21 protein-coding genes and 2 tRNA genes are annotated in these 25145 nt (G+C 53.4%); 15 read left to right on the top strand and 8 right to left on the bottom strand.

Features of this window, described 5'->3' with window-relative positions; translation table 11 throughout:
* Positions 1-26 precede the first annotated feature (26 nt).
* The 10 genes from B0B12_RS11630 to B0B12_RS11585 all read left to right on the top strand — a co-directional run bounded on the left by B0B12_RS11630 (position 27) and on the right by B0B12_RS11585 (position 9788).
* Positions 27-566 (top strand): DUF1697 domain-containing protein, encoded by a 540-nt coding sequence (locus B0B12_RS11630; RefSeq protein WP_076669053.1) that lies wholly within the window; start codon positions 27-29, stop codon positions 564-566.
* 41 nt (positions 567-607) lie between these two features.
* Positions 608-1063 (top strand): DUF1801 domain-containing protein, encoded by a 456-nt coding sequence (locus B0B12_RS11625; protein WP_076669051.1) that lies wholly within the window; start codon positions 608-610, stop codon positions 1061-1063.
* Positions 1064-1145: 82 nt separating this feature from the next.
* On the top strand, positions 1146-1739 hold the full coding sequence (purN, locus tag B0B12_RS11620) for a phosphoribosylglycinamide formyltransferase (protein ID WP_076669049.1): 594 nt from the start codon (positions 1146-1148) through the stop codon (positions 1737-1739).
* A gap of 137 nt (positions 1740-1876) precedes the next feature.
* Entirely contained in the window at positions 1877-3400 is a 1524-nt protein-coding gene (gene purH, locus B0B12_RS11615; protein WP_076669047.1) for a bifunctional phosphoribosylaminoimidazolecarboxamide formyltransferase/IMP cyclohydrolase, read from the top strand.
* Positions 3401-3765: 365 nt separating this feature from the next.
* Positions 3766-4791, top strand: a complete 1026-nt coding sequence (locus B0B12_RS11610; protein ID WP_007652384.1) for a rod shape-determining protein — start codon at positions 3766-3768, stop codon at positions 4789-4791.
* A 9-nt stretch (positions 4792-4800) separates the two neighbouring features.
* Positions 4801-5664, top strand: coding sequence for a rod shape-determining protein MreC (gene mreC / locus B0B12_RS11605; RefSeq protein ID WP_076669045.1), 864 nt, complete (start codon positions 4801-4803; stop codon positions 5662-5664).
* Positions 5657-6181 (top strand): hypothetical protein, encoded by a 525-nt coding sequence (locus B0B12_RS11600; RefSeq protein ID WP_076669043.1) that lies wholly within the window; start codon positions 5657-5659, stop codon positions 6179-6181. The genes mreC and B0B12_RS11600 overlap by 8 nt, the downstream gene beginning before the upstream one ends.
* Entirely contained in the window at positions 6178-8010 is a 1833-nt protein-coding gene (gene mrdA, locus B0B12_RS11595; protein ID WP_076669041.1) for a penicillin-binding protein 2, read from the top strand. The genes B0B12_RS11600 and mrdA overlap by 4 nt, the downstream gene beginning before the upstream one ends.
* 1 nt (position 8011) lies before the next feature.
* Entirely contained in the window at positions 8012-9337 is a 1326-nt protein-coding gene (rodA, locus tag B0B12_RS11590; RefSeq protein WP_076669039.1) for a rod shape-determining protein RodA, read from the top strand.
* A gap of 178 nt (positions 9338-9515) precedes the next feature.
* A complete protein-coding gene (locus tag B0B12_RS11585; RefSeq protein ID WP_076669037.1) occupies positions 9516-9788 on the top strand; it encodes a DUF4242 domain-containing protein in 273 nt (90 codons plus the stop codon).
* Positions 9789-9828: 40 nt separating this feature from the next.
* Here B0B12_RS11585 and B0B12_RS11580 read toward each other — a convergent pair whose 3' ends face one another.
* The 5 genes from B0B12_RS11580 to B0B12_RS20335 all read right to left on the bottom strand — a co-directional run bounded on the left by B0B12_RS11580 (position 9829) and on the right by B0B12_RS20335 (position 14806).
* Positions 9829-10950, bottom strand: a complete 1122-nt coding sequence (locus tag B0B12_RS11580) for a class I SAM-dependent methyltransferase (RefSeq protein WP_076669035.1) — start codon at positions 10948-10950, stop codon at positions 9829-9831.
* Between the two features lie 630 nt (positions 10951-11580).
* Positions 11581-11664 (bottom strand) — tRNA-Leu (locus tag B0B12_RS11575).
* A gap of 77 nt (positions 11665-11741) precedes the next feature.
* Positions 11742-11814, bottom strand: a tRNA-Gly gene (locus B0B12_RS11570).
* 164 nt (positions 11815-11978) lie between these two features.
* Positions 11979-14609 carry a DNA mismatch repair protein MutS gene (mutS, locus tag B0B12_RS11565; RefSeq protein WP_076669033.1) on the bottom strand — a complete coding sequence of 877 codons (2631 nt, stop codon included), beginning with the start codon at positions 14607-14609 and terminating at the stop codon, positions 11979-11981.
* A gap of 44 nt (positions 14610-14653) precedes the next feature.
* Positions 14654-14806, bottom strand: a complete 153-nt coding sequence (locus B0B12_RS20335; protein ID WP_170871854.1) for a hypothetical protein — start codon at positions 14804-14806, stop codon at positions 14654-14656.
* Positions 14807-15353: 547 nt separating this feature from the next.
* On the opposite strand from B0B12_RS20335, the gene B0B12_RS11560 reads away from it, so the two are divergent.
* From B0B12_RS11560 to B0B12_RS11540, 5 genes are all read left to right on the top strand, one after another.
* Entirely contained in the window at positions 15354-15884 is a 531-nt protein-coding gene (locus B0B12_RS11560) for an RNA methyltransferase (protein ID WP_076669030.1), read from the top strand.
* A gap of 245 nt (positions 15885-16129) precedes the next feature.
* Positions 16130-18619 carry a TonB-dependent receptor gene (locus B0B12_RS11555; protein WP_076669028.1) on the top strand — a complete coding sequence of 830 codons (2490 nt, stop codon included), beginning with the start codon at positions 16130-16132 and terminating at the stop codon, positions 18617-18619.
* A gap of 389 nt (positions 18620-19008) precedes the next feature.
* Complete coding sequence (locus B0B12_RS11550) at positions 19009-20094, top strand: dipeptidase (RefSeq protein WP_342039367.1); 1086 nt, start codon at positions 19009-19011, stop codon at positions 20092-20094.
* A 178-nt stretch (positions 20095-20272) separates the two neighbouring features.
* On the top strand, positions 20273-20458 hold the full coding sequence (locus tag B0B12_RS11545; protein WP_076669026.1) for a hypothetical protein: 186 nt from the start codon (positions 20273-20275) through the stop codon (positions 20456-20458).
* Positions 20459-20548: 90 nt separating this feature from the next.
* The gene (locus B0B12_RS11540; protein ID WP_076669024.1) at positions 20549-21217 is read left to right on the top strand and encodes a hypothetical protein; all 669 of its coding nucleotides are present in this window, start codon (positions 20549-20551) and stop codon (positions 21215-21217) included.
* Between the two features lie 16 nt (positions 21218-21233).
* Here the strand turns inward: B0B12_RS11540 and B0B12_RS11535 are convergent, their stop codons facing one another.
* From B0B12_RS11535 to B0B12_RS11525, 3 genes are all read right to left on the bottom strand, one after another.
* Positions 21234-21788 carry a DUF4142 domain-containing protein gene (locus B0B12_RS11535; RefSeq protein ID WP_076669022.1) on the bottom strand — a complete coding sequence of 185 codons (555 nt, stop codon included), beginning with the start codon at positions 21786-21788 and terminating at the stop codon, positions 21234-21236.
* A 117-nt stretch (positions 21789-21905) separates the two neighbouring features.
* Positions 21906-24203 (bottom strand): M20/M25/M40 family metallo-hydrolase, encoded by a 2298-nt coding sequence (locus B0B12_RS11530; protein ID WP_139337797.1) that lies wholly within the window; start codon positions 24201-24203, stop codon positions 21906-21908.
* Positions 24204-24321: 118 nt separating this feature from the next.
* Complete coding sequence (locus tag B0B12_RS11525) at positions 24322-25107, bottom strand: TerC family protein (RefSeq protein ID WP_076669020.1); 786 nt, start codon at positions 25105-25107, stop codon at positions 24322-24324.
* Between the last annotated feature and the right edge of the window lie 38 nt (positions 25108-25145).

Here is a 25145-nt window from a genome sequence, read left to right as displayed (position 1 = left end):
CTGCTACTCACATCCTCCTGTCCGTTATGAAGACCTACCTTGTGCTACTACGCGGCGTGATGCCCACCGGGAAAAACAGAGTACCGATGGCACAGCTGCGGCAGGTTTTAACAGATGCCGGCTTTCAAAAGGTACACACTTGGATTCAGAGCGGGAATGTGGTTTTACAAAGCGATCTATCAGCCAAGGAACTGGAGTTACGAGTACATCAGCTCATAAAAGAGCATATCGGGCCGGAGCTGGCCATTGTGGTCAGAACCAGTGAAGAACTCAGGCAGATGCTTGAGAACAATCCATTCGTGGGAGACGAACATCCGATAGCACGGGTATTTTTTGTCTCTTTTCAGGAGCCGCCGGCTGAGGAGAAAGTACAGGTACTGCTCGCACAGGACTTTGGGCCGGAAAAACTCAGCATCACACCTATGGGAGGCTACATGTTTATTCCCCAAGCCTTCAGTGACAGTAAACTCAGCAATAACCTCCTAGAGAGGAAACTGGGAGTCGCAGCAACGACAAGGAACTTCAACACCCTGACCAAAATAATTGCCCTGGCTGAAGAAGCCTAAATTGAGCACAGGCAATACATGCTATACCTACATCAACCAATATGCAATCAACCGCCCCTACCCCCGAGCTATACCTGGCTGAGTTGCCTGAAGCCCGCCAGCAGATCATGCAGGATCTGCGAAATGTGATCTTGCAAAATATTCCGACAGGTTTTGAAGAAATGATGGGCTACGGCATGCTGGGCTATGCCGTGCCGCATACCTTATACCCGGCCGGCTACCACTGCGACCCGAAGCAACCTCTGCCCTTCATGGGCATTGCCTCGCAGAAGAATCACATTGCCGTGTACCATATGGGGATGTATGCCGATGAAAGCCTCCTTAACTGGTTTCAGGAGGAGTTCCCGAAACACAGCGATCGAAAGCTTGACATGGGTAAAAGTTGTATCCGCTTTAAGAAACCAGAGCATGTACCGCTGGCGCTGATCGGTGAGTTGGCCTCCAAAATGACGCCGCTAGAGTGGATTGAGCTGTATACCCGTACCTTCAGAAGATAATCCCTATACCTTTTCTGCCTGATTTTGCTAGCTCCTATACCTAAACCCGCTATATTTGCGGTTTCAATCGATAGCTATACCTTTGACACCAGCAGATAAAAAGAATATAGTCATTTTCGCTTCGGGTTCAGGCAGCAATGCGCAGCGTCTGATGGAGTACTTCAAGCACCATCCACAGATACGTGTGGCCGCCCTGTTCGCCAACAACCCGAAAGCGTATGCCCTAAAAAGAGCCGAGACCTTCCACGTCCCGGCTCTTTTGTTTTCCCGCGACGAGTTCTATAACTCCACCAAAGTGCTGGAGCAGGTACAATCCTTCCAGCCCGACCTGATCGTGCTGGCCGGCTTCCTGTGGCTGGTGCCCCAGAACTTCCTGCAGGCTTTTCCGGACCGCATCATCAACATACACCCTGCCCTGCTGCCGCAGTACGGTGGCAAAGGCATGCACGGCCTTAACGTGCACACAGCCGTTGTTACCGCTGGCGACAAAGAGTCAGGCATCACGATACACCGCGTGAACGAGGAGTACGACAAAGGCGAGTTTGTCCTGCAGGAACGTTGCCCTGTGCACCCCGACGACACGCCAGAAGATTTGGCCGCCCGTGTACTACAACTCGAGCACAAGTATTTGCCTGAGGTCGTGGAAAAACTGGTGCTGCAGACAGCCAAGAGTTAGGAATGCTGCAGGCAAACGCCCATAAACATGGCCCGAGAATCAGGTATAGCAACTCAAAACGCAATGGCTATACCTGCAAAAGGTCCTAACACACACATTAGCACATTAAAAAATTAACATATTAGCCCATTAACCACATGCAATCTGTTAAAATCAAATCCGCACTGATCTCGGTTTACTACAAAGACCGTCTGGAGCCACTGGTAGAGCTCCTCAAGCAGCACAACGTCACCATCTACTCTACAGGCGGTACACAGGCCTTTCTGGAAGAGCAGGGCGCCGAGGTAGTGGCTGTAGAAGACTTAACGGCCTATCCTTCCATCTTCGGTGGCCGCGTGAAGACGCTGCATCCGAAAGTGTTTGGAGGCATCCTGCATCGCCGCGCCAACGAAAGCGACCTGGCCGAGCGTGCGCAGTACGAGATTCCGCCAATCGACTTGGTAGTGGTGGACCTGTATCCTTTTGAGGAGACGGTAGCGTCAGGCGCAGCAGAGGCGGATGTGATCGAGAAGATTGATATTGGCGGCATTTCCCTCATCAGAGCAGCTGCCAAAAACTTCCAGGACGTGCTGATCGTGTCGTCGCGCGAGCAGTACGACGAAGTGGTAGAGCTCCTGAAGGCCAAGGACGGCGCTACGGAGTTGGCAGACCGCAAGCGTTTCGCTGCCAAGGCATTCGACATCTCCTCCAACTACGACACGCACATTTTCAACTACCTGAGCAAAGAGCAGGACATCAATGTGTTCAAGCAGAGCGTGCGCGAGGCTACCCCGCTGCGCTATGGCGAAAACCCGCACCAGCAAGGCACTTTCTATGGCAAGCTGGAGGACCTCTTTGAGCAGCTCAACGGCAAGCAGCTTTCTTACAACAACTTGGTGGACGTGGATGCTGCCGTGGCACTGGGCGCTGAGTTCGAAGAACCGACCGTCGCCATCCTGAAGCACACCAACGCCTGCGGTTGCGCCACGGGCGAGACGATCAAAGAAGCTTATTTGAATGCGCTTTCTACTGATCCGGTTTCGGCTTTCGGTGGTGTAATCATCGCAAATCGCACGATTGACATGGGTGCTGCCGAGGAACTGAACAAGCTGTTCTTCGAGGTGCTGATCGCTCCTGACTTTGATGCCGACGCGCTGGAGCTGCTGCGTACCAAGAAAAACCGCATCCTGCTGAAGCAGAAGCCGGTAGAGCTGCCAACCAAGCAGTTCAAGACGCTACTGAACGGTGTGATCGAGCAGGACAAAGACCTGAAAACTGAGACTGAGGCCGACTTCAAAACAGCCACTAAACGCGAGCCATCCGCTGAAGAGAAAAAAGCACTCGTATTTGCGGCCAAAGTTTGCAAGCATACCAAGTCCAACACCATTGTGCTGGCTACCGACAAGATGATGATCTCCAGCGGCGTAGGCCAGACCTCCCGCGTAGACGCGCTGCGTCAGGCGATTGAGAAAGCCAAGAGCTTTGGCTTCGATATCAGCAATACCGTAATGGCCTCCGACGCCTTCTTCCCTTTCCCGGACTGCGTGGAGATTGCGGACCAGGCAGGCATAAAGGCAGTGGTGCAGCCGGGCGGCTCAATCAAAGACCAGGACTCGATCGACTACTGCGACGCCCACAACATGGCCATGGTGATGACCGGCGTGCGCCACTTCAAGCACTAAGGTATAGCGCCTATTGCAGGTATAACATTTCCAGAGGCCCCATTCTTCATAGGATGGGGCTTTTTCTTGATCTTAAATCCGGGTGACACCGTTGCCTATCATCCCTGTCTATACCTGCAATTTTTTATACAAGTCGATACAAATCTAAATGCAACTCTATCCAATTTTATACCTGCAGGCACGTTATGAAGGGCGACGAACAGAATTGTAAGGAAATTGGGTAAGAAAAAAATTGAAAACTTTCGCCTGTTCCGCATCAGCATTATTAATTCCGCTGAAAATCACTAATTTTGCGGCTAGTTTTTGACAAGAAATATTGTATATTAAAAATATATAGGGCAGCCGCACGCCTTTAAAAAATAAGAATGGGACTATTTAACTTTCTTACCAGCGATATAGCCATCGATTTGGGTACCGCCAATACCCTCATCATCCACAACGACAAAATCGTGGTGGATGAACCGTCCATTATCGCTGTGGACCGCACTACGGGCAGAGTGCTCGCCATTGGCCGCAACGCCATGCAGATGCACGAAAAAACCCACGAAAACATCAAGACCATCCGCCCGCTGAAAGACGGTGTGATTGCCGACTTCCACGCTGCTGAGGAAATGATCCGCGGGATGATTAAAATGATCGACACGGGCCGTCGCTTGTTCCAGCCTTCGCATCGCATGGTGATCTGTATCCCTTCAGGCATCACCGAGGTGGAGAAACGCGCCGTGCGTGACTCGGCCCAGCATGCCGGTGCCAAAGAGGTATGGATGATTCAGGAACCAATGGCTGCCGCCATCGGTATAGGCATCGACGTGGAGCAGCCGATCGGTTCCATGATCGTGGACATCGGGGGTGGTACCACAGAAATTGCCGTAGTAGCCCTTTCCGGTATTGTGTGCGACCAGTCCATCCGCATCGCAGGCGACGTGTTCACCAAGGACATCCTCGACTACATGCGCCGCCAGCATAACCTGCTGATCGGCGAGCGCTCTGCCGAGAAGATCAAAATTGAAGTAGGCTCGGCCCTGACGGAGCTGGAGAACCCGCCTGCTGACTATGAAATCCGTGGCCGCGACCTGATGACAGGTATACCGAAGGTGATCAAGGTAACGTACCAGGAGATCGCCATTGCACTGGACAAGTCGGTGTCGAAGATTGAGGAAGCGGTGCTGAAGGCGCTGGAGATCGCTCCGCCGGAGCTTTCGGCCGACATTTACGACAACGGTATTCACCTGACAGGCGGTGGTGCCCTGCTGCGCGGCTTCGACAAGCGTCTGGCTGCCAAAACCAAACTGCCGATCCACATTGCCGAAGACCCGCTTAGAGCGGTAGTGCGTGGCACGGGTGCGGCTATCAAAAATCTGGAAGGCTTCAAGAACGTCCTTCTGACCTAAGAGTGCCGCATGCGGAATCTATTTGCTTTCATTTACCGGTTCCGTGCATTCCTTATATTCGTGTTGCTGGAGGCCTTGTGCATTTTCCTGATCGTGCGTTACAACACATACCAGGGGGCTGCCATGTTCAACTCCGCCAACACGTATGTAGGGCAGGTACTTGAGTTTCAGAGTGGTGTGACCGACTACTTCAGGCTAGCGTCTGTGAACAGTACGCTTGCCCAGGAGAATGCCGTCCTGCGCCAGGAGCTTATGTCCTACAGGCAGCACGCCGCAGCGGACAGCACCGAACAGCTCGACACGACTTTCTATGCGGCTTCCGACTCTGCCATGTCGAAGCCTTTCATACTGCATGCCGGCCGTGTCATCAATAACTCAATTCGTCGCACCAACAACTACCTGACACTAGCCATAGGCAGTCAGGATGGCGTGAAACCGGGCATGGGTGTCATTTCCCCGAATGGGGCCGTCGGACGTGTCAAAACCGTGTCGCGGCATTACGCTACAGTTACGTCGCTGCTGCACTCGCAGATGCTGATCTCGGCCAAGATCAGGAAAAACAACACCTTTGGTACCATCAAATGGACCGGAGGCGACTACCGCACCGCGCTGCTCGACTACATTCCGCTGCACATCAAGCCTGAGATTGGCGACACCATTGTCACCAGCGGATTTAACACTGTATTTCCGGAAGGCATTATGGTCGGCACGATCAGCGAGGTGGAGCGCGAGCTGGACAAGAGTTTTTATACGATCCGGGTGGAGCTTTCCGTTGACTTTGCGCAGCTCTCTTATGTGTATGTTGTGGAAAATCCGCGACGTCCGGAGCAGGACTCCCTCGAAGTAGAAGCAGGAATACTACCCCATGAATAACAGCCTAGGTCTCCGACATATCGTGCAATTTGTGGTATTTGTGGCCTTGCAGATACTGCTGATGGACAACCTGGTGCTGTTCGGCACGGGTTTCAGTTTTATCTACATTGCCTTTCTCTTGTTTCTGCCACTGGAAATAAACCGGGTCCTGCTGCTGTTCCTGGGCTTTATAGCAGGCTTTGCAGTAGACATTTTCTACGATACCATGGGCATACACGCGGCGGCCAGTGTGCTGCTGGCCTATTTAAGACCCATGATATTGAACCTTCTGACGCCACGCGATGGTTACGATAGCAATGATTCCGTGAACATACACGTGATGGGCTGGCGCTGGTTTCTGGCCTATGCCCTCACACTGATTCTGGCACACCACACGGCCGTCTTCCTGCTCGAAATTTTCAGTCTGGAGGGCCTTTCGTCCGCAGTGCCCAAGATTCTGCTGAGTGTGTTGTTTACGGGCGTTGTTATGGTTATATTGCAATTACTGTTCTTCTCCCTTAAGAGAGCGAATAGATGAATTACCTCGAAAACAGAAAGTACGTCATACAATCGATATTCCTGGTGGTGGGTGTGGTGTACGCACTGCGCCTTTTCTACATCCAGGTGGTGGACAGCAGCTACAAGCAGGCCGCTGAAACCAACGCGATCAAAACCGTTATCCAGTATCCTTTCCGGGGACTAATTTACGACCGCAATGGCGAGTTGCTGGTGCAGAATACGCCCGTGTACGACCTGATGATCGTGCCCAAGGAAGCCCGCAACATCGACACACTGCGCCTGGCCAGCATGCTCGACATTACCTTGGAGGATGCCCGCGAGCGCTTCAAAAAGGCCCGTGCTTACTCCTGGGTGAAGCCTTCCATCTTTCAGCAGATGCTGAGCACGCAGGATTTTGCCCACATCCAGGATAACCTGATCGACTTCCCCGGCTTTTACATCAACGCCCGTACTGCCCGCGGCTATCCGCACCAGAGCCTGAGCCATGCGCTGGGCTACATTGCCGAGATCAGCCCGAAACAGCTTGAGGACAGCACCTACAAAGGCTACCGCCCCGGTGACTATATCGGGAAATCAGGTATAGAGATGGCCTACGAGAAGTACCTCATGGGCAAGCGTGGCGTGAAGTACAAGATGGTGAACGTGCGCGGCATCGACAAAGGCTCGTTCAAGGACGGCGCCTACGACACCCTTTCCATAGCCGGCCAGAACATGGTGAGCACCATCGACCTCGATCTCCAGGCCTACGGCGAGTACCTGATGAACGGCGCCAAAGGCAGTATTGTGGCCATTGAACCGAAGACGGGTGAGATCCTGGCCTATGTGTCGGCACCTTTTTATGACCCGAACCTGTTCACGGGCAAAGACTACGGCAAGAACTACATGCAATTGCTGCAGGACCCGGACAAAACCATGTTCAACCGCCCGATCATGGCAGACCGCAACCCGCCGGGCTCTATCTTTAAACTGACGCAGGCCCTTATTGCGCTGGAAGATGGCGTGATAGACCCGAATACAAGGTATGCCTGTAACAAATCGTTGGTGAACTGCCACCCGCACCCTTCGCCACTCGACTTGCGCGGTGCCGTGCAGCACTCCTGTAACCCTTGGTTCTTTATGGCTTACAAAGCACTGATTAACCAGGGAAAATCCAAGAACACGTTCACAGACACGGCACTGGGCCTGAAGGACTGGCGCGAGCATGTACTCACCTTTGGGTTTGGAAAGAAGTTGGGAATCGACATACCAGGTGAGAAATCGGGCATCATCGCGTCTACCGACCTGTACGACCGCGTGTATGGCAAGAACCGCTGGAAATACTCCACTATCTATTCCCTTAGCATCGGGCAGGGCGAACTGGGGGTAACGCCGCTACAGATGGCGAACTTTATGGCTGTTGTCGCTAATAAAGGGTATTATGTAACCCCGCACCTCATTCGCTCAATTGGCGAGGACGGTAAGCCATTGGCAGACAACTACGAGCGCCACTATACCTCTGTTAAGCCACACCATTTCGAACCCATTATTGAAGGCATGGCCGAAGTAGTACGCGCCGGTACAGGCCGCAAGGCCAGCCTGGATAAAATAGGTATAACCGTTTGCGGTAAAACCGGTACGGCCCAGAACCCACAGGGACCTGACCACGCCGTGTTTGTAGCTTTCGCTCCGAAAGAAGATCCTAAGATTGCGATCGCAGTATACGTGGAGCATGGCAAGTGGGGAGGCCAGTCAGCAGCCCCGATTGCGGGCCTGATGATTGAAAAGTACATGACTGACTCTATCTCTGCCCTCAAAGTGCAGGAGAAGTGGGTGTTGAGCCGTGAGTATTTGAATATTAAATCAAAGTAATATGGCAACTACAGGACAGGGATTGCTTAAAGAGCGCCTGGTGCAGCCTAGCAGCCGCCGCCAGTCGACGAGCGTGTTTGGTAACCTCGACTGGTTCACGGTGCTGATTTACTTTGTGCTGGTATGTCTGGGTTGGATGAACATCTACGCCGTGGTTTACAGCCCCGACAACGTAGTAAACATCTTCAGCTTCGACATTAACTCGGGCAGGCAGCTAACGTTTATTGCAGCGGGTCTTATTCTGATCATAATATTGCTCGTAGTCGATTACAAGGTATACGAGCACCTGGCTTATCCCATCTATGGCGGTATTATACTCCTGCTGCTCTTTACGCTGGCAGTAGCCAACCCGGTGGCGGGTTCACGCTCCTGGCTTGATTTGGGGGGTGGCTTTCGCCTTCAGCCTGCTGAGCTTTCTAAGTTTGCCACAGCGCTGGCCATATCCAAGTTCCTGAGCAATGTGAGTCTGCGGCAGCAGAAAATGAAGGACCAGATGATTCTGGCCGCCATTACGTTTGTGCCGGCTGTAATCATTATTCTGCAAAACGAAACGGGCTCTGCGCTGGTGTTCGGCGCCTTTATCCTGGCTTTCTTCCGGGAGGGCATGTCGCCGCTGATTCTGATCATTGGGGGCACGGCAGCGGCCATTTTTATCCTGACCCTACTCGTACCAAAGCTATACCTGCTTATTGGCATTGCCGCGCTGATGGGTCTGGCTATGTTCCTAGACTACCGTCTCATGCGCCGCTTCAAAACCATGATCGCGCTGTTTGTGCTGGTGGTGGGCATGGTGTTCAGTGTGGATTATTTTGTGAACGACATCCTGCAGCCACACCAGCAGAACCGTATCAAGGCCCTGATCAACCCGGAGGCAGATCCGCTGGGCTATGGCTGGAACGTGACACAGTCAAAGATCGCGATTGGTTCGGGCGGTTTCTGGGGCAAGGGCTTTCTAGAGGGAACGCAAACCAAGTTTGATTTCGTGCCGGAGCAAAGTACCGACTTTATCTTCTGTACCATTGGCGAAGAGCATGGCTGGGTGGGCAGCACGATCCTGATTGGTCTGTTTATGCTGCTCATGATGCGGATTGTGTACATTGCTGAGCGGCAGAAATCCGTCTTTGGCCGTACCTACGGCTACTGCGTAGTGTCTGTCATCTTCTTCCACTTTGTCATCAATGTGGGCATGACCATCGGCTTGGCACCGGTGGTAGGTATACCGCTTCCATTCTTCAGCTACGGCGGCTCCTCGTTGTGGTCGTTTACCATCCTGCTCTTCATTTTGCTGGCTATTGATGCAAACCGAAACAGGGAATTGGTTCGGTAATAAGAGCTGATCATAGACATCTGCCTACTGCTAAACCAGAAGCATACCTGCACGTAAGCAGATAGTACCAATCCTCTGCCAGTTTTCACCCTGCTATTTCTCCTCGCTTGGTAGTCACAACGGACTATTGTGTTTTTGATGCATACCATTTTCTGTAGCAATCATTCCTCAAAACACCATGCCTAAATTTGTCATTGAAAGAGAAATTCCGGATGCCGGCAAACTGACACCGGATCAGCTGAAATCCATTTCCCAGACCTCCTGCGGCGTGCTCGACAAGATGGGCACCAAGATTCAGTGGGTTCAGAGCTATGTAACCGACGATAAGATTTACTGCATCTACAATGCGCCGAATGAAGAGATGGTGCGGGAACATGCCCGGCAAGGAGGTTTCCCAGCCAATAAGATAAGCAGAGTAGGGACAGTGATAGACCCGACGACCGCCGAATAAACACCAGCAGCACATGGCCTGAAACAGAAACTGATCAAGCTTACTTCCGGAGGCTATACCTGATCAGCGACGCTGCTGTCAGCTTTGTCACGGGCTGCCCGGTTTTCGGGTTGATGAAGCGCACCAGCCCCTGCCGCATCAGCCTTTCATAGGCTATCTGGTAGTTTGCCAGGGTATAGTGAGTGCCCAGGCTGTGTTGCTCATAGATGTGCTGTAGCGTGCGATTGTTGTAAGTGCCGGCATCTGCCAGAAGTTCCTGCGCTAACCTGGCGACAGCATACCTGTAATGCTCGTGGAACAGGGACATCTGCTGCGCCTGCAGGTTAGCACCGAACAACGGCACCCCATCCTCCTGGTAGTCGCTATACCTTTCGAGCAGCTCTTTTAATCGAAGGTATACCTGCTCCGACTTCACTGAGAAGACCAGGTATTGGCTCGTCTGCCTTTTGTCAGTAAGGTTTATTCGGAAGCGCAGGGTATAGAAGTCTTTGCCCCGGAAAATCCCTTCAAAACAATCCAGCAGGTACTCCTCCCTCCTGTCTGCGTTCCTGTTCTGTTTGTAGAAGACCCTTATTGCTTCCAGTCGCTCTGCAAATATTTCCTGAAGCTGGCTTTCGGCCCTCGCTTTCTTCACGGCAGTCTCCAGTGCTTTCGGGCTGAAAAGCATCAGCAAGTCCGCTTCACTCTTCTGGATGGCGTGGAGCAGAAACTGTTGTGGTATGCCTTCTTGTGTGGGATCAAGAAAGGCAAATGAAGGCTGATCGGTTAGGAGACGTTCCATAGGCGCCTCTTCGCTCTCCTCCTGCAGAAAAACGGGCAGATTTACCAGATCCTGGTAAAACGGCAGCTGTGCTACCCGCTCCTGCAGTTCAGTCAAGGTATATGTATCAGCATCGTAGAGCATCAAGCCCATACCTTTATTCAGATCAGTTCGGGAGCCGGTGCTTTTGTATACCTGTCGCAATAGCTGCATAACCGCGGGAGACGACTCATTCAGATCAAGGCCCGCCTGTAGATCGATACAGCGTAATAACCTTTCTGACGCACCTGCATGCTGTAGCATCACAGTCGCCCATACCTCAAAAAAGCTCGGCAACAGCTCAGCTTTTATTTCGGAGGCTGTCCGGTTTGTCTTGAAGAAGTCGCTGGGTGTTGCGGCCATGGGTTGTAATGCTGTCTGCTGTCAGGTTGCTGGGTATACCTGTACGGAAGTATTGGTTTAGGTATGCAAAGATAAGGCTTGTCGAGACAAAAAGTTCCCTGCAAATCTCGTTACATGGGACTTCTCAGCTTATGCTGGATTAGGAGCGGGTATTAGCCGAATTAAGCTAAGATCCTGCTAAATATGACTATTAAAGATACTACTAATAAGAGGGTCAGTATACCTGGAGCGCCACTTTCCTCCCTGTGCTCATCTTTATCCGATCTTACGCCAAACACATTGCCTGTCAACATGTTATACAACTAAAGCTAGCAATACTGCTTTCCACACATTCATATTACACACTTTTAAACCCATTAAGCTTATGACACCAAGTATCATGCTCTCGCTCATGCTGGTAGGTTCCGTGCTGTACTTAGGCTATGAACTGGTATTAGACTAAAAATTGTCTTTCTCCCTTCGATGCCCAATTGCTTAGGGATGTCACGTCTTTGGTGCAGATTTAGTTAGAATCTGCCATACTTCGGCAGGCTCCCTCTATTTCGCTTCTAATTTTAAGGTAAGTACAATATAGGGCTATAAACGAAGAAAGCCCTTGCAACTTCCGTTACAAGGGCTTTCTATTTCCAGTACCAGGAGCGGGAATCGAACCCGCACGGCCTTGCGGCCACAAGATTTTAAGTCTTGCGTGTCTACCAATTCCACCATCCCGGCAACCTTCGGGCTAATCCCGAAGAAGTGACTTTAAAAAACAAAGACGTTGCTTATCACAACGTCTTTATCTTCTTTTGAGCGGGAGACGAGGTTCGAACTCGCGACCTCGACCTTGGCAAGGTCGCGCTCTACCAACTGAGCTACTCCCGCTTTAGTCTTTTCTAAACCCCCTTAGCGATTTAGTGATACAAAGATATAGACAAAAATCCAGAAGTCAAGAGGGCGCCCTAAATTTTTCTGCTACTTTCTCGCTTTTTACTGATTTTCAGCGAGAAAATTTTTAGAAAATTTTGAGCGCAGCCCGGCTATACCTTCTAGCGCACCGTTTCGCCTTTATCTTTCAACAATAATTTGAGCTCGTTGAGTTTCAAAAGTGCCTCCACAGGGGTTATGGTGTTAATATCGAGCTGCTCCATGAGCTCCTTCACACGCTGCAGTTGCGGGTCCTGTAACTCGAACATGCTTAGTTGGTAGTTGTTTTTTGGGGCAGACTTCATGCGTTGCTTCGGCGCCTGCTCCGATACCTTCTCTTTTTCGAGGTGATGCATAATCTCGTCGGCGCGCAGCACCACGCTGTTCGGCATACCGGCCATCTGGGCCACATGTATACCGAAACTGTGCTCGCTGCCGCCCTCTACCAGTTTGCGCATGAACAGAATCTTGCCGCCTGTCTCCTTCACCGACACATTGTAATTTTTCACGCGCGGAAAATCTTCAGCCAGCTGATTGAGCTCGTGGTAGTGCGTGGCAAAAAGCGTCTTGGCCCGGAACTTCGGGTGATTGTGCAGGTGCTCCACAATAGCCCAGGCAATGGAAATGCCGTCATAAGTACTCGTGCCGCGGCCAATCTCATCCATCAGCACCAGGCTGCGATCCGAGAGGTTGTTCAGGATACTGGCCGTCTCAGTCATCTCCACCATAAAGGTCGACTCACCTTTCGAGAGGTTATCCGAAGCGCCCACACGGGTAAAGATCTTGTCGATGATGCCGATGCTGGCCGCCTCAGCAGGAACGAAGCAACCGATCTGCGCCATCAGCACGATCAGGGCCGTCTGGCGTAGGAGGGCACTCTTACCTGCCATGTTCGGACCTGTGATGATGATCACCTGTTGTTCTTCGTTGTCGAGGAAGATGTCGTTGGGCACGTACTCCTCCCCCAGCGGCAGTTGCTTTTCGATCACCGGATGACGGCCTTTCCTGATGTCGAGCACATGGCTATTGTTCACCTCGGGCTTCACGTAGTTGCCCGCCACGGCTATACCTGCAAAGGCGCTCAGGCAGTCGATCACGGCGATGACTTTGGCATTTTGCTGGATTTGCCCCACGTAATCCATGGCCTGCAGCACCAGCTCGTTGAAGAGGCTAAACTCGATGGTATAAATGCGCTCTTCGGCATTGAGAATCTTCTCTTCGTAAGTTTTGAGCTCCTCGGTGATGTAGCGCTCGGCATTCACCAGCGTCTGCTTGCGGATCCAGCTGGCCGGCACTTTGTCTTTGTGCGCGTGCGTCACTTCCAGGTAGTAGCCAAACACCTTGTTATAGGCGATCTTCAGAGAGCTAATGCCTGTATTCTTAACCTCCCGCTGTTGCAGTTGAGCCAGATAATCCTTCCCCGAAAAAGCGATCTTGCGGAGCTCATCCAGCTCCTCGTTTACCCCATCGTTGATCATATTGCCCTGGTTGGTGAGCATTGGGGCGTCCGGCTTGAGCACGTTCTTGATCTCCTCGCGCAGCCCATCGCATGGTGCCAGCTGGTCGGCCAGCTTCACGAGGGCAGGTATACCGCTTGCCGCCAGCAGCTTCTTGATCGGCTGAATCGCATCCAAAGCTTTCGCCAATTGCATGAGTTCCCGTGGGTTCACACGGCGCACGGCTACTTTGGAGATCAGGCGCTCGAGGTCGTTGATTTGCTTGAGGTGCAGGTATAGCTCGTCGAGCAGTTCGCCGTGCTGGGTCAGCGCCTCTACTGTGTCGAGACGGCGTTTGATCTGCACTACATCCTTCAGCGGCAGCACCACCCACTTTTTCAGCAAACGGGCACCCATTGGCGTAGTGGTCTGGTCGAGGATCTGGATTAGCGGCACGCCGTCCTGGTTCTGCGGGTATACCAGCTCCAGGTTGCGTACCGTGAAGCGGTCGAGCCACACGTACTTGTCCTCCTCCAGGCGGGAGATGGTGGCGATGTGGCTGATCTCGTGGTGGTGCGTTTCAGAGAGATAATGCAGGATGGCTCCTGCCGAAGTAATGGCCTCCTGCATCCCTTCGATGCCGAATCCCTTGAGCGAAGTCGTATTAAAATGCCGCGTCAGCGATTCATAGGCGAAGTCGTAGCTGAACACCCACTCCTCCAGCGCATAGTAGCGAAAATCGGGACCGTAGCTCTGAAAGAAGGTTTCTTTCTCGCGCTTGCAGAAGAGCACCTCTGCCGGCGCCAGGCTCTGCAGCAACTTGCCTACGTAGTTTTTATCGCCCTGTGCGGTGATGAACTCGCCTGTCGAGATATCCAGAAAGGAAACACCGGCCTCCGTTTTGCCAAAATGTACAGCCGCCAGATAATTGTTGCTGCGTTTTTCCAGCACCTGGTCGTTAAAAGACACGCCGGGTGTTACCAGCTCGGTAACGCCCCGCTTCACAATACCTTTCACCGATTTAGGGTCTTCGAGCTGATCGCAGATGGCCACGCGCTCCCCGGCCCGTACCAGTTTGGGCAGGTAGGTGTCGAGGGAGTGGTGCGGGAAACCGGCAAGCGCTGTCTCCGAGGCAGAGCCGTTGCCGCGCTTGGTCAGTACAATGTCCAATATCTTGCTGGCCTTGATGGCGTCCTCGCCAAAGGTCTCGTAGAAGTCTCCTACCCTGAATAGCAGCAGCGCCCCCGGATGCTTCGCCTTGATGGCGTTGTACTGTTTCATCAGTGGGGTTACAGTGCCGTTGTCTCCTCCTTTCATACCTGTATCACTTTGATGGGATTGATTTCCCGTTTAATCTTAAATTATTGTGGCGCGAGTTGAAAATCTCCAAACTCAATTCTGGACGTTCTCGCTTTCATGGCGCGAGCGTCCTCGCTCGTGTCTACTATCGTGGGGCCTCCGGCCCCTGTGCTCCAGGTATAGCACCGTCTGGTTGTACCTGTATCAATGCTCATGCCTAGCGTAGCTATTGTTGCAGGTATAGCAACCTGCTTGTTTCATTGCTTGGCCTGTGCGGCGGGTACTCACTTTTTGTCTTGACACAAAAATCGAGGGGCCCTACCCCCACTCGCTGACCGCTCTTGAAAGGGGGACCCCTTCACCCCCAACAGTGGAGCACCGAAAAGCGCACCTGGCGACACGGTCTCTTTCATTGCCAGCGTGCAAGTTAGTCTTGCTGTACCTGCCAGAGGTAGTTTGCCACAACGCTTATACCTCATATGGCGGCTTCAGAAAATCCCCTTTTGAGAGGGGCAGGGGTGTGTCAATCGTGCACAGATTCCCTGCTAGGAGTATGGGCCCTCTATCAAGAAGGGCAGACGTGTGTTAAGTAGTTTGCGGCAATCCTGTCAATCCCAAAATCCTGTAAATCCTTGGGGCGGGGGCCCTATATGAAGTTTCAGACAACCCAATTCCCTACCTTTGCACCAAGGTATGGTCACACGCTATACCCACAACAAAAGTCTATCGTCTTTTGTCAAAACATCCTTTGTCAAAAAAACAATGCGTAAACTTTCCATGGACGACCTCAACCGCGACTCGGTTGAAGAATTCAAAAATAAGAAAAAAATACCGTTAGTCTTGGTGCTCGACAATGTGCGCAGCCTCAATAATGTGGGCTCTGTTTTCCGCACCGCCGATGCCTTTATGGTCGAGAAGGTATACCTCTGCGGCATTACTGGCACCCCGCCTCACCGTGATATCGAAAAAACCGCTCTTGGCGCCACCGAATCGGTGGACTGGGAGCATGTGCCGGATACATTGGAACTGGTGAAGCAGCTGAAAGATCAGGGTTTTGTAATTGGCTCGGTGGAACAAGCTGAAAACAGCCTGAAGCTAAACGAGTTTATACCTGAGCCAGAGCAGCGCTATGCCTTGGTATTGGGAAACGAGGTGTTTGGGGTGGAGCAGGAGGTGATCCATCATTCTGATTTCGTGCTCGAGATCCCGCAGTTCGGCACCAAGCACTCGCTTAATATTTCGGTGGCAACCGGTGTGGTGGTGTGGGACTTCCTGAGCAAGATCACACGATAAACAACTGAAACACAGACCTTGTAGCCTGCGGGCATATTTTTTTAAGTTTTTTAGCTGTACCGTTTAAACCTTCCCGGCCATGGCTTGTCTTACCTGTGGCTAAAAGTTGAGCCGGGGGAAACCGCCATTTCCGTTAAAAGAAAACTGCGGCGTACCCCGGTTATTACTTTTCTCTCCCGCTCCCTCTGCTGCCTTTACACCCTAAGGCGAAAAAGCACCTCCTTTGATTACCCGTATAAAAAACTATGAGAGCCAATACCTTACCATTCCTCCTCGTTCTTTGCCTACTATTTATCTCCAGCACCACGCTTCTGGCTCAGGGACAAGCACAGACGAACACCCAGGGCCGCATTTCCGGCACGGTGCAGGACGAAGAAACCAAGGCGCCGCTGGGTTTTGCTAATGTGGTGCTGCTTACCGCCCGTGACTCCAGCGTCGTAACCGGTGCCACTTCTGACATGGAAGGAAAGTTCGAACTGACAAGCGTACCACAGGGTCGCTTCATTTTGCGCGTTTCCTCAGTCGGTTATCCAACCAAATTCATCCCCAACATCGCCATCACGGCGGCCAACAATAACCTACAGCTAGGCGCTATACCTGTGCGGGGCAGTGCTACGCAACTGAAAGAAGTGCAGATTGTGACGGAGCGGCCCATCGTATCGTTCGAGCTGGACAAGCGGGTGGTGAACGTGAGTCAGGACATCAACGCCGAAAGCGGCTCGGTGGCCGAGGTGATGCAGAACCTGCCTTCGGTGACGGTGGATGTGGACGGCAACGTGAGCATGCGCGGAAGCTCCAACGTCACCATTCTGGTGGACGGCAAGCGCTCCGCACTCTCCAATCTTACCCTCGACCAGATTCCCGCCAACCTGATCGAGAGCATCGAACTGATCACGAACCCGTCGTCCAAGTACAACCCGGAAGGCACCTCGGGCATCATCAACCTGGTGCTGAAGAAAGAGAAAAAGCCCGGCTTCAATGGCACCGCCTCCGTCACGGCTGGCACTTACGACAACTACAACACCTCGCTCAACCTGAACTACCGCTACTACAAGTGGTCGCTCAACTCCGGCTATGACTTCAGGCAGCGCACCCGGCCAGGATGGAGCGACAGCTTCACGACCAACTACCACTTCAACGACTTCGGGCAGCAGGACAGCACCAGTTACCGCCAACAGGAGGGCACACGCGACAGCAAAGACGTTTCGCACAGCTTCCGTTTGGGCGCCGACTATTTCCTGACGCCGCGCCATACCTTGTCAGCCTCCGGCATCTACCGCTTCGGCCGCGACACGGGGTATAACAACATTTTCTATCGCTTCGAGGACGAGAACCGTCAGTTGGTGAACACCCGCACCCGCAATACTACCGAAGAAGAAAACGAGAACGCCGTGGACGTGACGCTGGGCTACCGACAGACTTTTGAGCGGAAAGGGCAGGAACTGACGGCCGACATCGTGTACAACACCAACATCGACGACGAAGTGGCGCTGTTCGACGAGCGAAGCAGCTTGCAGGGCGCCTTCCCAGAAATGCAGCAGACGCTGGTGGACGATGCCAACCGCGAAATAGTGGCCAGAGCCGATTATGTGCACCCCATTTCGGAGCACAGCAAGTTTGAGGCGGGCTTCCGCAGCTCCTTCGAGCGCCTGGACGAAGACTCCCGCTTCTTCAACCGCAACAATGAGACCGGCGAAATGATCTACAGCACCGATCAGAGCAACCATTTCGTTTTCGACCAGAACATCTACTCCGTCTACTCCAACTACAGCAACCGGTATAAGTCCATCAGCTACCAGGTGGGGCTGCGCGCCGAGCAGACCGTGACCAAGACCGACCTGCGCACCGAGGAGGGCGAAAAGAGCAGCAACGACTACTTCAGCCTCTTCCCGACGCTCTTCATCACCAAGGATTTCAACCCAGACAACAAACTGCAGTTCAGCTACAGCCGCCGTATCAACAGGCCGCGCAGCCGTTTCCTGAACCCTTTTGTGGATCGCTCAGACCGATTTAGCGTGCACTACGGCAACCCCGAACTGAAGCCGGAGTTCGTCAACTCGCTGGAGCTGGGCTACCTGAAGTACTGGGGCGAGGCCTCCATCAATGCCACTGTCTTTTACCGCCACACGATGGACGAGATAGAGCGCTTCCGGATGGCAACCCAGGTGATCGTCGATAACGATACCATACCTGCCACCGAGACCACGTTCCTAAACATCTCCGACAACAAAGCCTATGGCGCTGAGCTCGGCTTCAACTACCCGGCCACAAAGTGGTGGCGCATCAACGGCAGCATCTCGGGCTTCCGGACGCAGCTTAACACCACCCAGGGCGACACGGAGCTGAGCAATGCCCAGTTCAGCTGGAACTCAAAAGTGAACTCTACTTTTACGGTATGGGAGGACCTTAACATCCAGCTTTCTGGATTCTACCGCTCGCCCATGGCTGACATTCAGGGCCGGATGGAGCAGATGTTCAGCGCTGACCTGGCCATGAAAAAGGACGTCCTCAAAAAGAACGGCACCATTTCCCTGCGCGTGTCGGATGTGTTCAACACGCGCCAGTTCAACTTCCTGAGCTTCGGCCCCGAGTTCAGAACCGAGAGCGAGAACCGCCGCCAGAGCCGCATCATCTACCTGGGCTTCACCTACCGCCTCAACAGCGAAGGTACCAACCGCGAACGCCGCCGACAAAACGAGCAGAATGGTGGAGAAGATGAGGGCTTTGACAACTAAGAAACTTTGCACTTAATGAGAAGCCGGGGAGAAATCTCCGGCTTCTTTGTTTGTATACCATTCTCCTTGTTATTCCTCTCTCTTCTGTCATTTCGACGATAGGAGAAATCTGTTATCCTGCTACCGCTGGTTCGAGCGCAGCGGGAACCGGCGGTGAAACCATGGGACCCGATTACTGAAAGGACTCACAGCAAAGCCGCGTTGGCGCTCTCGCCCAACTTACGGCCTGTATGATATCAAATTCCTCCTATCGTCGGAATGACAACATAGAAAAAGGTCCCTCTTTAAAGGATGCAGAGAACGGCAATCATTCCTGCATCCTCTGCTATAGCTCGCACTCCTATACCTGACTGATGTGCTTCTGATTCCTCCTTTCGCCGAAATGACAGATGGGTAACCGGAAACGCACACAGCTATACCTTCTGCCCTGCTTCTCCGTATCTTACACCGAACAAAAAATCAACTTCATGACACCTCCTGCCCGACTGCCCATCATCGACCTGCACTGCGACCTTTTGGTATACCTGTCGGACGTGCCTGATTCCGCTATTGACAATGTGGCCGAGATCGGGTGTTCGCTGCCTGCCCTGACGCAAGGCAACGTGCGGCTGCAGACGATGGCCATTTATTGTGCCACCGCGCCGGGAAGCACCCACTATGCACACTTGCAGGCCGAAATATTCCGGAAGCTGGCCACTGACGAGCGCAGCTGCCTGACAGCGGTGACGAATACGGCATCGTTACAAAATGCGTTGAGCGGTAAAGGCGATATTGGCATGGTAGCTTCCGTCGAGAACGCCTCGGGCTTTTGCGAAGAGGATGAACCGCTGGAAGAGGGTTTTAAGAAGCTCGAGAAGATTATCGATGCGGTGGAGCGACTCCTGTACATCAGTTTCACGCACCATATGGGAAACCGCTTCGGGGGCGGCAACATGACGGACCGCGGCATTACGCGCGACGGCAAAATGCTGCTCGACTACCTGCACGGCCGCCGCATCGCCGTGGACTTTTCGCATACCAGCGATGCCCTGGCTTACGATATCCTCGAGCACATCGACCGTGAGCGGCTCGACATACCTGTCATGGCCAGCCACTCCAACTTCCGGCCGGTATGGGAGCACAACCGCAACCTGCCCGACGAGATCGCACAGGAAATTATTCGCCGGCAGGGGCTGATCGGCATGAACTTTCTGCGGGCCTTCGTGAACAACGAACAGCCCGAGGCCCTGCTGCAGCACATTTTGTATGGCTTTGAGAAAGGTGCCGAAAACAGCATCTGCTTCGGAGCCGACTACTTCTATACCCTCGATTCACCGGATCTGAGCCGGGTGCCCTACTATTTTAAGGAGCACGAGCACGCAGGCACCAGCTATACCTATCTGTTGGAGCAGCTTCAGGACAAACTTTCCCAACCGCAGCTTGAGCAGCTCGCCTACCGAAACGCACAGCGCTTTATGGAGCGCATTTGGTCCTGATTCAGGCTTTAATCCTATACCTCACAGCTGCCAATCCAGCATTTTTTTGCATAAAATCTTGTGCTGAAAATAATATTTATTATATTTAAAGTGGACTATATAGAGGTTGTTCAAAACGGGGCTTCCCTGTTACAACACAATTCTATATTTGAGGTCTTCACCTTCTAAAAAAGCCACTATGAAATTCATCGGACTGTTTCTGCTTCTTGCCGGGCTGGTTTCGCTCGTTATGGGTCTTTCGGGCGCCAATCTGTTGGTGCTAAATTGGGTTAACCAGTGGGGCGAAGGTGTTGGCTGGGCCATACGCGCGGGCGTAACGGCACTTGGAGGGGTATTGTACTATATTTACCGACACGAAGATTAGGGCCTTTCGCTTACTTTCTATATAGAAACTTTGCCATGTGCAAACAAACACCGTATACGCAAATACTGTACAACAAAATCCGAACCAGCCATGGACTCTCCACAGTACGCGCCATATTATATCCAGATAAATGAGCTCTACATAGACACTGTTGTGATTGACGATACAGAGTTCATCACGCTATGGTGCTTTACTGTGCTGGACGATGAGTACAAGTTCATTTACCTGGGCTGCGACTTCACGCAGTTTAACCAAATCCTGATCGGCGCCGGCGACAAAGGCAAGGAAATTGCCCTCCACATGGCCAATGTGCTCAACACCGACCACGACTCCCCTACCCTGGTGCCCATCAAAGAGCAGTTCGAAGATTACCTGGAGCTGACTGGCTTCGACCTGATTGTGTATGAGCCACTGGCCGTGGACGATGAACTGGAAGATGAATACGACGATGACGATGACCTGCCGCTGGAGCAACTGCTGGGCGGCGGAAGCAAGCGCTCCGACAACACCTCGCAGAAATACCTGATCTACCAGCTCGACAAGCTATACCCGTCCAAGATCTTCGAGCCTGAAAAGCTGCAGCGCGAAAGCATGACCGAGCAGTTTGAGGACGACTCGCTGGAACTGGCGCAGCTCTACTATGACTACCTCAACGCCTCCGAAAACGGCTACTCCGAGTGTGAAGCCCGCCAAGTGGCAGGCCTGGAGAAAGAACTTTTCTTCCGGATGGCCCGCAAAGCCGCCGACCTCTGGCGCTAAGCTATACCTGCTATACTTACCTCGCGCTGTCGTACTGGGCAGCCAGTTGCAGACGCGCGCGCAATTGCAGCTGCATTTCGTTCACCCAACTCCTGATTTCCTCTTCCTCCGCTCTGAGCAACATCTCGCCGTAATGGTCCAGCTGCGATTGCTGCGACTCATACACGTAGGCTTTGTAGTGCTCGTCAAACGCGGCCCCCGTCAGCTTTCCAAACTCTTCCACTGTTGCCCTGTCAGCCGAACCCAGCGAGTCGGGCAGGCTGGTGTGCAGTCCTTCCGCCCGGGCAACCTGCTGCAATTGTTTCATAGCCCGGCCGTAGAAGTCGAGCATTTCAGTGCCGAGGGCTTTGACCTCTTCCGACTGGGCACGCTCCGAGGCCAGTCGGGCCAGTTCGGCCTGCAGCATGGTGGTGCTGGCGGCATAGTCGAGGAAGGCGGCGCTGCGGCTCATTTCTTTTACAGCCGGAGGCGTGGTGGTTTTGGCCTGGTTAGCTTCAGGGCCATCGCTGCAGGCGATCATCAGCAAGAACACGAGCCCAAAGGCCAGGGTGAGGAGTTTATCGGTGAGCATAAGTATGGGTGCACAAGGTAGTATATACAGCTATACCGTATACCCCACAGCACAAGTTATGCCTTGCTTAAAGAAACCCCTTAAAGTGCAGCAATGCCTTCTTCTTTTGCTAAACTCTTAGAACTGATAAGCCTTGCGCACCACTGTCAGGTTGCTGTCGCGGCCCTGCTCAGGTAGGATATGCGCTGGCATGGGTTTACGCACCAGTTGCGTCGGCAGACCGATGCTGTGGTCGAAGAGCAATAGGTTGAGTTTGGCCCCTGCGGGCAGTGTAAGTTCTAACTCCACTTGTTTGCTCAGAGGCAGCCCATAGAAGCGTAGGTGGTATACCTGGCCGTTCGGCGCTTCAATAGTTTGCAGAGGAGCGCTTTTCCCATTTAGAGTCGCCTGCAAAGGTATAGCGGGGTCTTCGGGTTGCAGCACCACTTCCAGATGTGACGCCTGTCGCTGCGAAGTCAGATGCAGGCGCAGCACGCGTGTTTCAGCCGCCGTTGAGTCGCTCAGCACGGTAGCTACCGGGGCGGCCACAGGTATAGCAGGCGCCGTGTTGAGCAGATAAGGCCGTTGCGCTTGCGGGTACATCGCTGCCAGGGTTCCTTTTTCGGGCTTCGGGAAAAACTGTCTGTTCCATTCGTTGAGTTGCTCATGCGACGTTGCCCAGGTAGCAGTTTGGTTGTCAGCATCCAAGTAGTAGGCGGTGTGGCTGTGCAGGGGCGTGTCGGGCGAGGGTTGCTCTTTGCTAATGGCGATGCCTAACACCGCTATACCTGCCAGCAAACTGAGCGCAGGTATAGCCCAGGTAGCGCGACCTGACTCGCCGGCCACCAACACGGGCAGTAGTAGGTTAAGTAGTAGCAGAAAGAGGATAATAGCCGCCACCGGCAAGCCCAGTGAGAACACCACGAACAGTACCTGCACAATCGGCATCAGTAAGAAAATAGCCGGCACTGCCGCCAGCACCACCACCAAGGCACAAGCCAGCGCGCGGCCGGGCCGGTATAGCTCAAAATGCAGCACCACGATATAACCCAGCACCGCGAAGAGCAACGGGAACACCGCCAGGTAGGCCGCCGAGGGCACCAGCAGGTATAGCACCAGCATAGGCGGCACTTGCCCTGCCAGACTGCCTGCCACCAGGCCAAACACAGGCCTGCGACGCACCGCCCTGTAGGCCAGCCACAAAAACAGTCCAAGCGCCACTAGCAAGTAGCCTACCAGGAAGAAATGGGTATGGTATACGCCGTTGCCGGTATGGGCATAAGGAAGCAAACGCAGCACCGGTAGGTTGAGCAGGTAGACGCCCCCACCAATCAGCACGAGCCAAAGCAGTGGTATACCCGAGCCCGCCATCAACTGCTTGCCCGTCGCCAACTTTTTGCGCACCACCATCCGCAGTAACACCACCACCAGCACGAGCGTCAGCAGCACCCACACCAGGTTGAGCCACACCGGGTAGTGAATGACCCACTTGCCAATGAAATTAAAGAAAACCGCATCAGGCGCTTTCACCGAAGAAAGATCAGCGGTGCCGAAGTGGCGCACCAAGGCCAGCATGTTCTCGCCATGCTGCTGCAGACTGCCCTGGCTCAGGTTTTCGGGGGAATCGGAGAGTTTGTGATAGTGCACGAAGCCATCGATAAAGGCGGAGTTGAGCCCGCTATAGCCCGCATTTCGGAAAACGGTGAAGTCAGTGTCGTTGGGCATGCGGCGGTATACCTCGTAGGCCACAGAGCTGATGAACGGATAAGGTGCCACCTGACCGTACTGCTTGGCCAGCCAGCCATTTTCGGGGCTCAACTCGAAAGTCATGCTCGGTCCCTGGTTGCCGCGCGCCTCTACATTCAGCACCAGCGCCACGTCTTTTGCCCAGGGATGCTCTAAAAAGCCTCTCGCCCCAAACAGCCCGTACTCCTCGCCATCAGTCAGCAACACGATCACGTCATGCTCCAGAGCTTTCTCCGTTTTAAGGGCACGCACGGTTTCGAGTATGGCGGCCACGCCAGCGGCATCGTCGGCGGCCCCGCGGGTGTTGGGCTGCGAGTCGTAATGGGCCATCAGCAGTATCGCCTTGCCTGTGCTTGCGCTCCCTTTGATGCGGCCGAGCAAATTATACACATAGCCCGCCGTAGAAAACGGTCCCTGCTGCCAGGCCACCGTCGTTTCCTGTACCTGCGGCTGCAATCCGAGTTGCCCCATCTGGCCAAGCAAATAGCGGCGCACCTCTGCATGGGCGGCTGTGCCCATGGCGTGCGGCTCCCGGGCTATTTGGTGCACATGCGCCATGGCCCGCTCCGCCGAAAATTCGGTGGCAGGTGCAGTGGCAGGTTCCGGTGAGGGCGGCATCAGCAACCAGACGCTCAGCCAGGCGAGCGTCGCAACAACCAAGAGCAACAAAGACCTAAGTATCAACTGCATGAGAGGCTATAGTATAGTTCAAGGCTAATATAGGAATTCTGCCGGTTCGCTGGTGCATCAGCATAAAAAAAGCGGCGCCCCAGGTATAGGAGCGCCGCTTTGGCAGGTATAGCGCAGCTTAGCGCGCCAGTTCGTCTTCGGGCATGATCACTTCGTTCTGGCGCAGGTGCACCGGCTGGGTCTTTTTGCGCAGGCGCAGGTTGAGCATCTCCACCATCAGCGAGAAGAACATGGCAAAATAGATGTAGCCTTTCGGGATGTGCTGGTGCAGCGCCTCTACCACGAGCATAAAGCCGATGAGCAGCAGGAACGAAAGCGCCAGCATTTTCACGGTCGGGTGCTTGTTCACGAAGTCGCTCACGTACTTGGCGAAAACCAGCATAATGCCCATGGCAATGATCACGGCCACCACCATCACGACGATTTCCTGGGCCAACCCGACCGCCGTCAGGATGGAGTCGAAGGAGAACACAATATCGATCAGGATGATCTGGATCAGCACCTTACCCAGCGTGGTGGTTCCCTTTCCAGCCTCATGGCCTTCCTCCTCGCCTTCCAGTTTGTTGTGGATCTCGGTAACGGATTTGGCCAGCAGGAACAGACCACCCGCGAAGAGAATGATGTCGCGCCACGACACGGGGAAGTCCTCGTTCGTGAACGGTAGGTTGATTGAGAAGATCGGGTCGCTGGCGCTCACGATCCAGGCGATGAACATCAACAGGATAATGCGGAAAACTAAAGCCAGCGTTAAGCCGATATTGCGCCCCCTGGCCTGCTGCTCTTTCGGCAACCGGCTGACTATGATCGAGATGAACACGATGTTGTCGATGCCGAGCACCACTTCCATAAAGGTCAGGGTCAGCAAACTTACCCAGGTGTCTGGGTTGGCGAAGATATCGAGCATAAGGTGAGTGAGGTAAAGGTTAAATTGTCAAATGGCTA

This window comes from Pontibacter indicus, from assembly GCF_900156345.1.
In the GTDB taxonomy this organism is placed as follows: Bacteria; Bacteroidota; Bacteroidia; order Cytophagales; family Hymenobacteraceae; genus Pontibacter; species Pontibacter indicus.
Note: the sequence above shows the minus strand (reverse complement) of the source record. Positions and strands in the feature narration are given on the sequence as shown.

Bases quoted from the DNA above. Each gene is read 5' to 3' on its own strand.
- B0B12_RS11630 (WP_076669053.1), top strand. From the start codon at position 27: ATGAAGACCTACCTTGTGCTACTACGCGGCGTGATGCCCACCGGGAAA.
- B0B12_RS11625 (WP_076669051.1), top strand. From the start codon at position 608: ATGCAATCAACCGCCCCTACCCCCGAGCTATACCTGGCTGAGTTGCCT.
- purH (WP_076669047.1), top strand. From the start codon at position 1,877: ATGCAATCTGTTAAAATCAAATCCGCACTGATCTCGGTTTACTACAAA.
- B0B12_RS11610 (WP_007652384.1), top strand. From the start codon at position 3,766: ATGGGACTATTTAACTTTCTTACCAGCGATATAGCCATCGATTTGGGT.
- mreC (WP_076669045.1), top strand. From the start codon at position 4,801: ATGCGGAATCTATTTGCTTTCATTTACCGGTTCCGTGCATTCCTTATA.
- B0B12_RS11600 (WP_076669043.1), top strand. From the start codon at position 5,657: ATGAATAACAGCCTAGGTCTCCGACATATCGTGCAATTTGTGGTATTT.
- mrdA (WP_076669041.1), top strand. From the start codon at position 6,178: ATGAATTACCTCGAAAACAGAAAGTACGTCATACAATCGATATTCCTG.
- rodA (WP_076669039.1), top strand. From the start codon at position 8,012: ATGGCAACTACAGGACAGGGATTGCTTAAAGAGCGCCTGGTGCAGCCT.
- B0B12_RS11585 (WP_076669037.1), top strand. From the start codon at position 9,516: ATGCCTAAATTTGTCATTGAAAGAGAAATTCCGGATGCCGGCAAACTG.
- B0B12_RS11580 (WP_076669035.1), bottom strand. From the start codon at position 10,950: ATGGCCGCAACACCCAGCGACTTCTTCAAGACAAACCGGACAGCCTCC.
- mutS (WP_076669033.1), bottom strand. From the start codon at position 14,609: ATGAAAGGAGGAGACAACGGCACTGTAACCCCACTGATGAAACAGTAC.
- B0B12_RS20335 (WP_170871854.1), bottom strand. From the start codon at position 14,806: ATGAGCATTGATACAGGTACAACCAGACGGTGCTATACCTGGAGCACA.
- B0B12_RS11560 (WP_076669030.1), top strand. From the start codon at position 15,354: ATGCGTAAACTTTCCATGGACGACCTCAACCGCGACTCGGTTGAAGAA.
- B0B12_RS11555 (WP_076669028.1), top strand. From the start codon at position 16,130: ATGAGAGCCAATACCTTACCATTCCTCCTCGTTCTTTGCCTACTATTT.
- B0B12_RS11550 (WP_342039367.1), top strand. From the start codon at position 19,009: ATGGGTAACCGGAAACGCACACAGCTATACCTTCTGCCCTGCTTCTCC.
- B0B12_RS11545 (WP_076669026.1), top strand. From the start codon at position 20,273: ATGAAATTCATCGGACTGTTTCTGCTTCTTGCCGGGCTGGTTTCGCTC.
- B0B12_RS11540 (WP_076669024.1), top strand. From the start codon at position 20,549: ATGGACTCTCCACAGTACGCGCCATATTATATCCAGATAAATGAGCTC.
- B0B12_RS11535 (WP_076669022.1), bottom strand. From the start codon at position 21,788: ATGCTCACCGATAAACTCCTCACCCTGGCCTTTGGGCTCGTGTTCTTG.
- B0B12_RS11530 (WP_139337797.1), bottom strand. From the start codon at position 24,203: ATGCAGTTGATACTTAGGTCTTTGTTGCTCTTGGTTGTTGCGACGCTC.
- B0B12_RS11525 (WP_076669020.1), bottom strand. From the start codon at position 25,107: ATGCTCGATATCTTCGCCAACCCAGACACCTGGGTAAGTTTGCTGACC.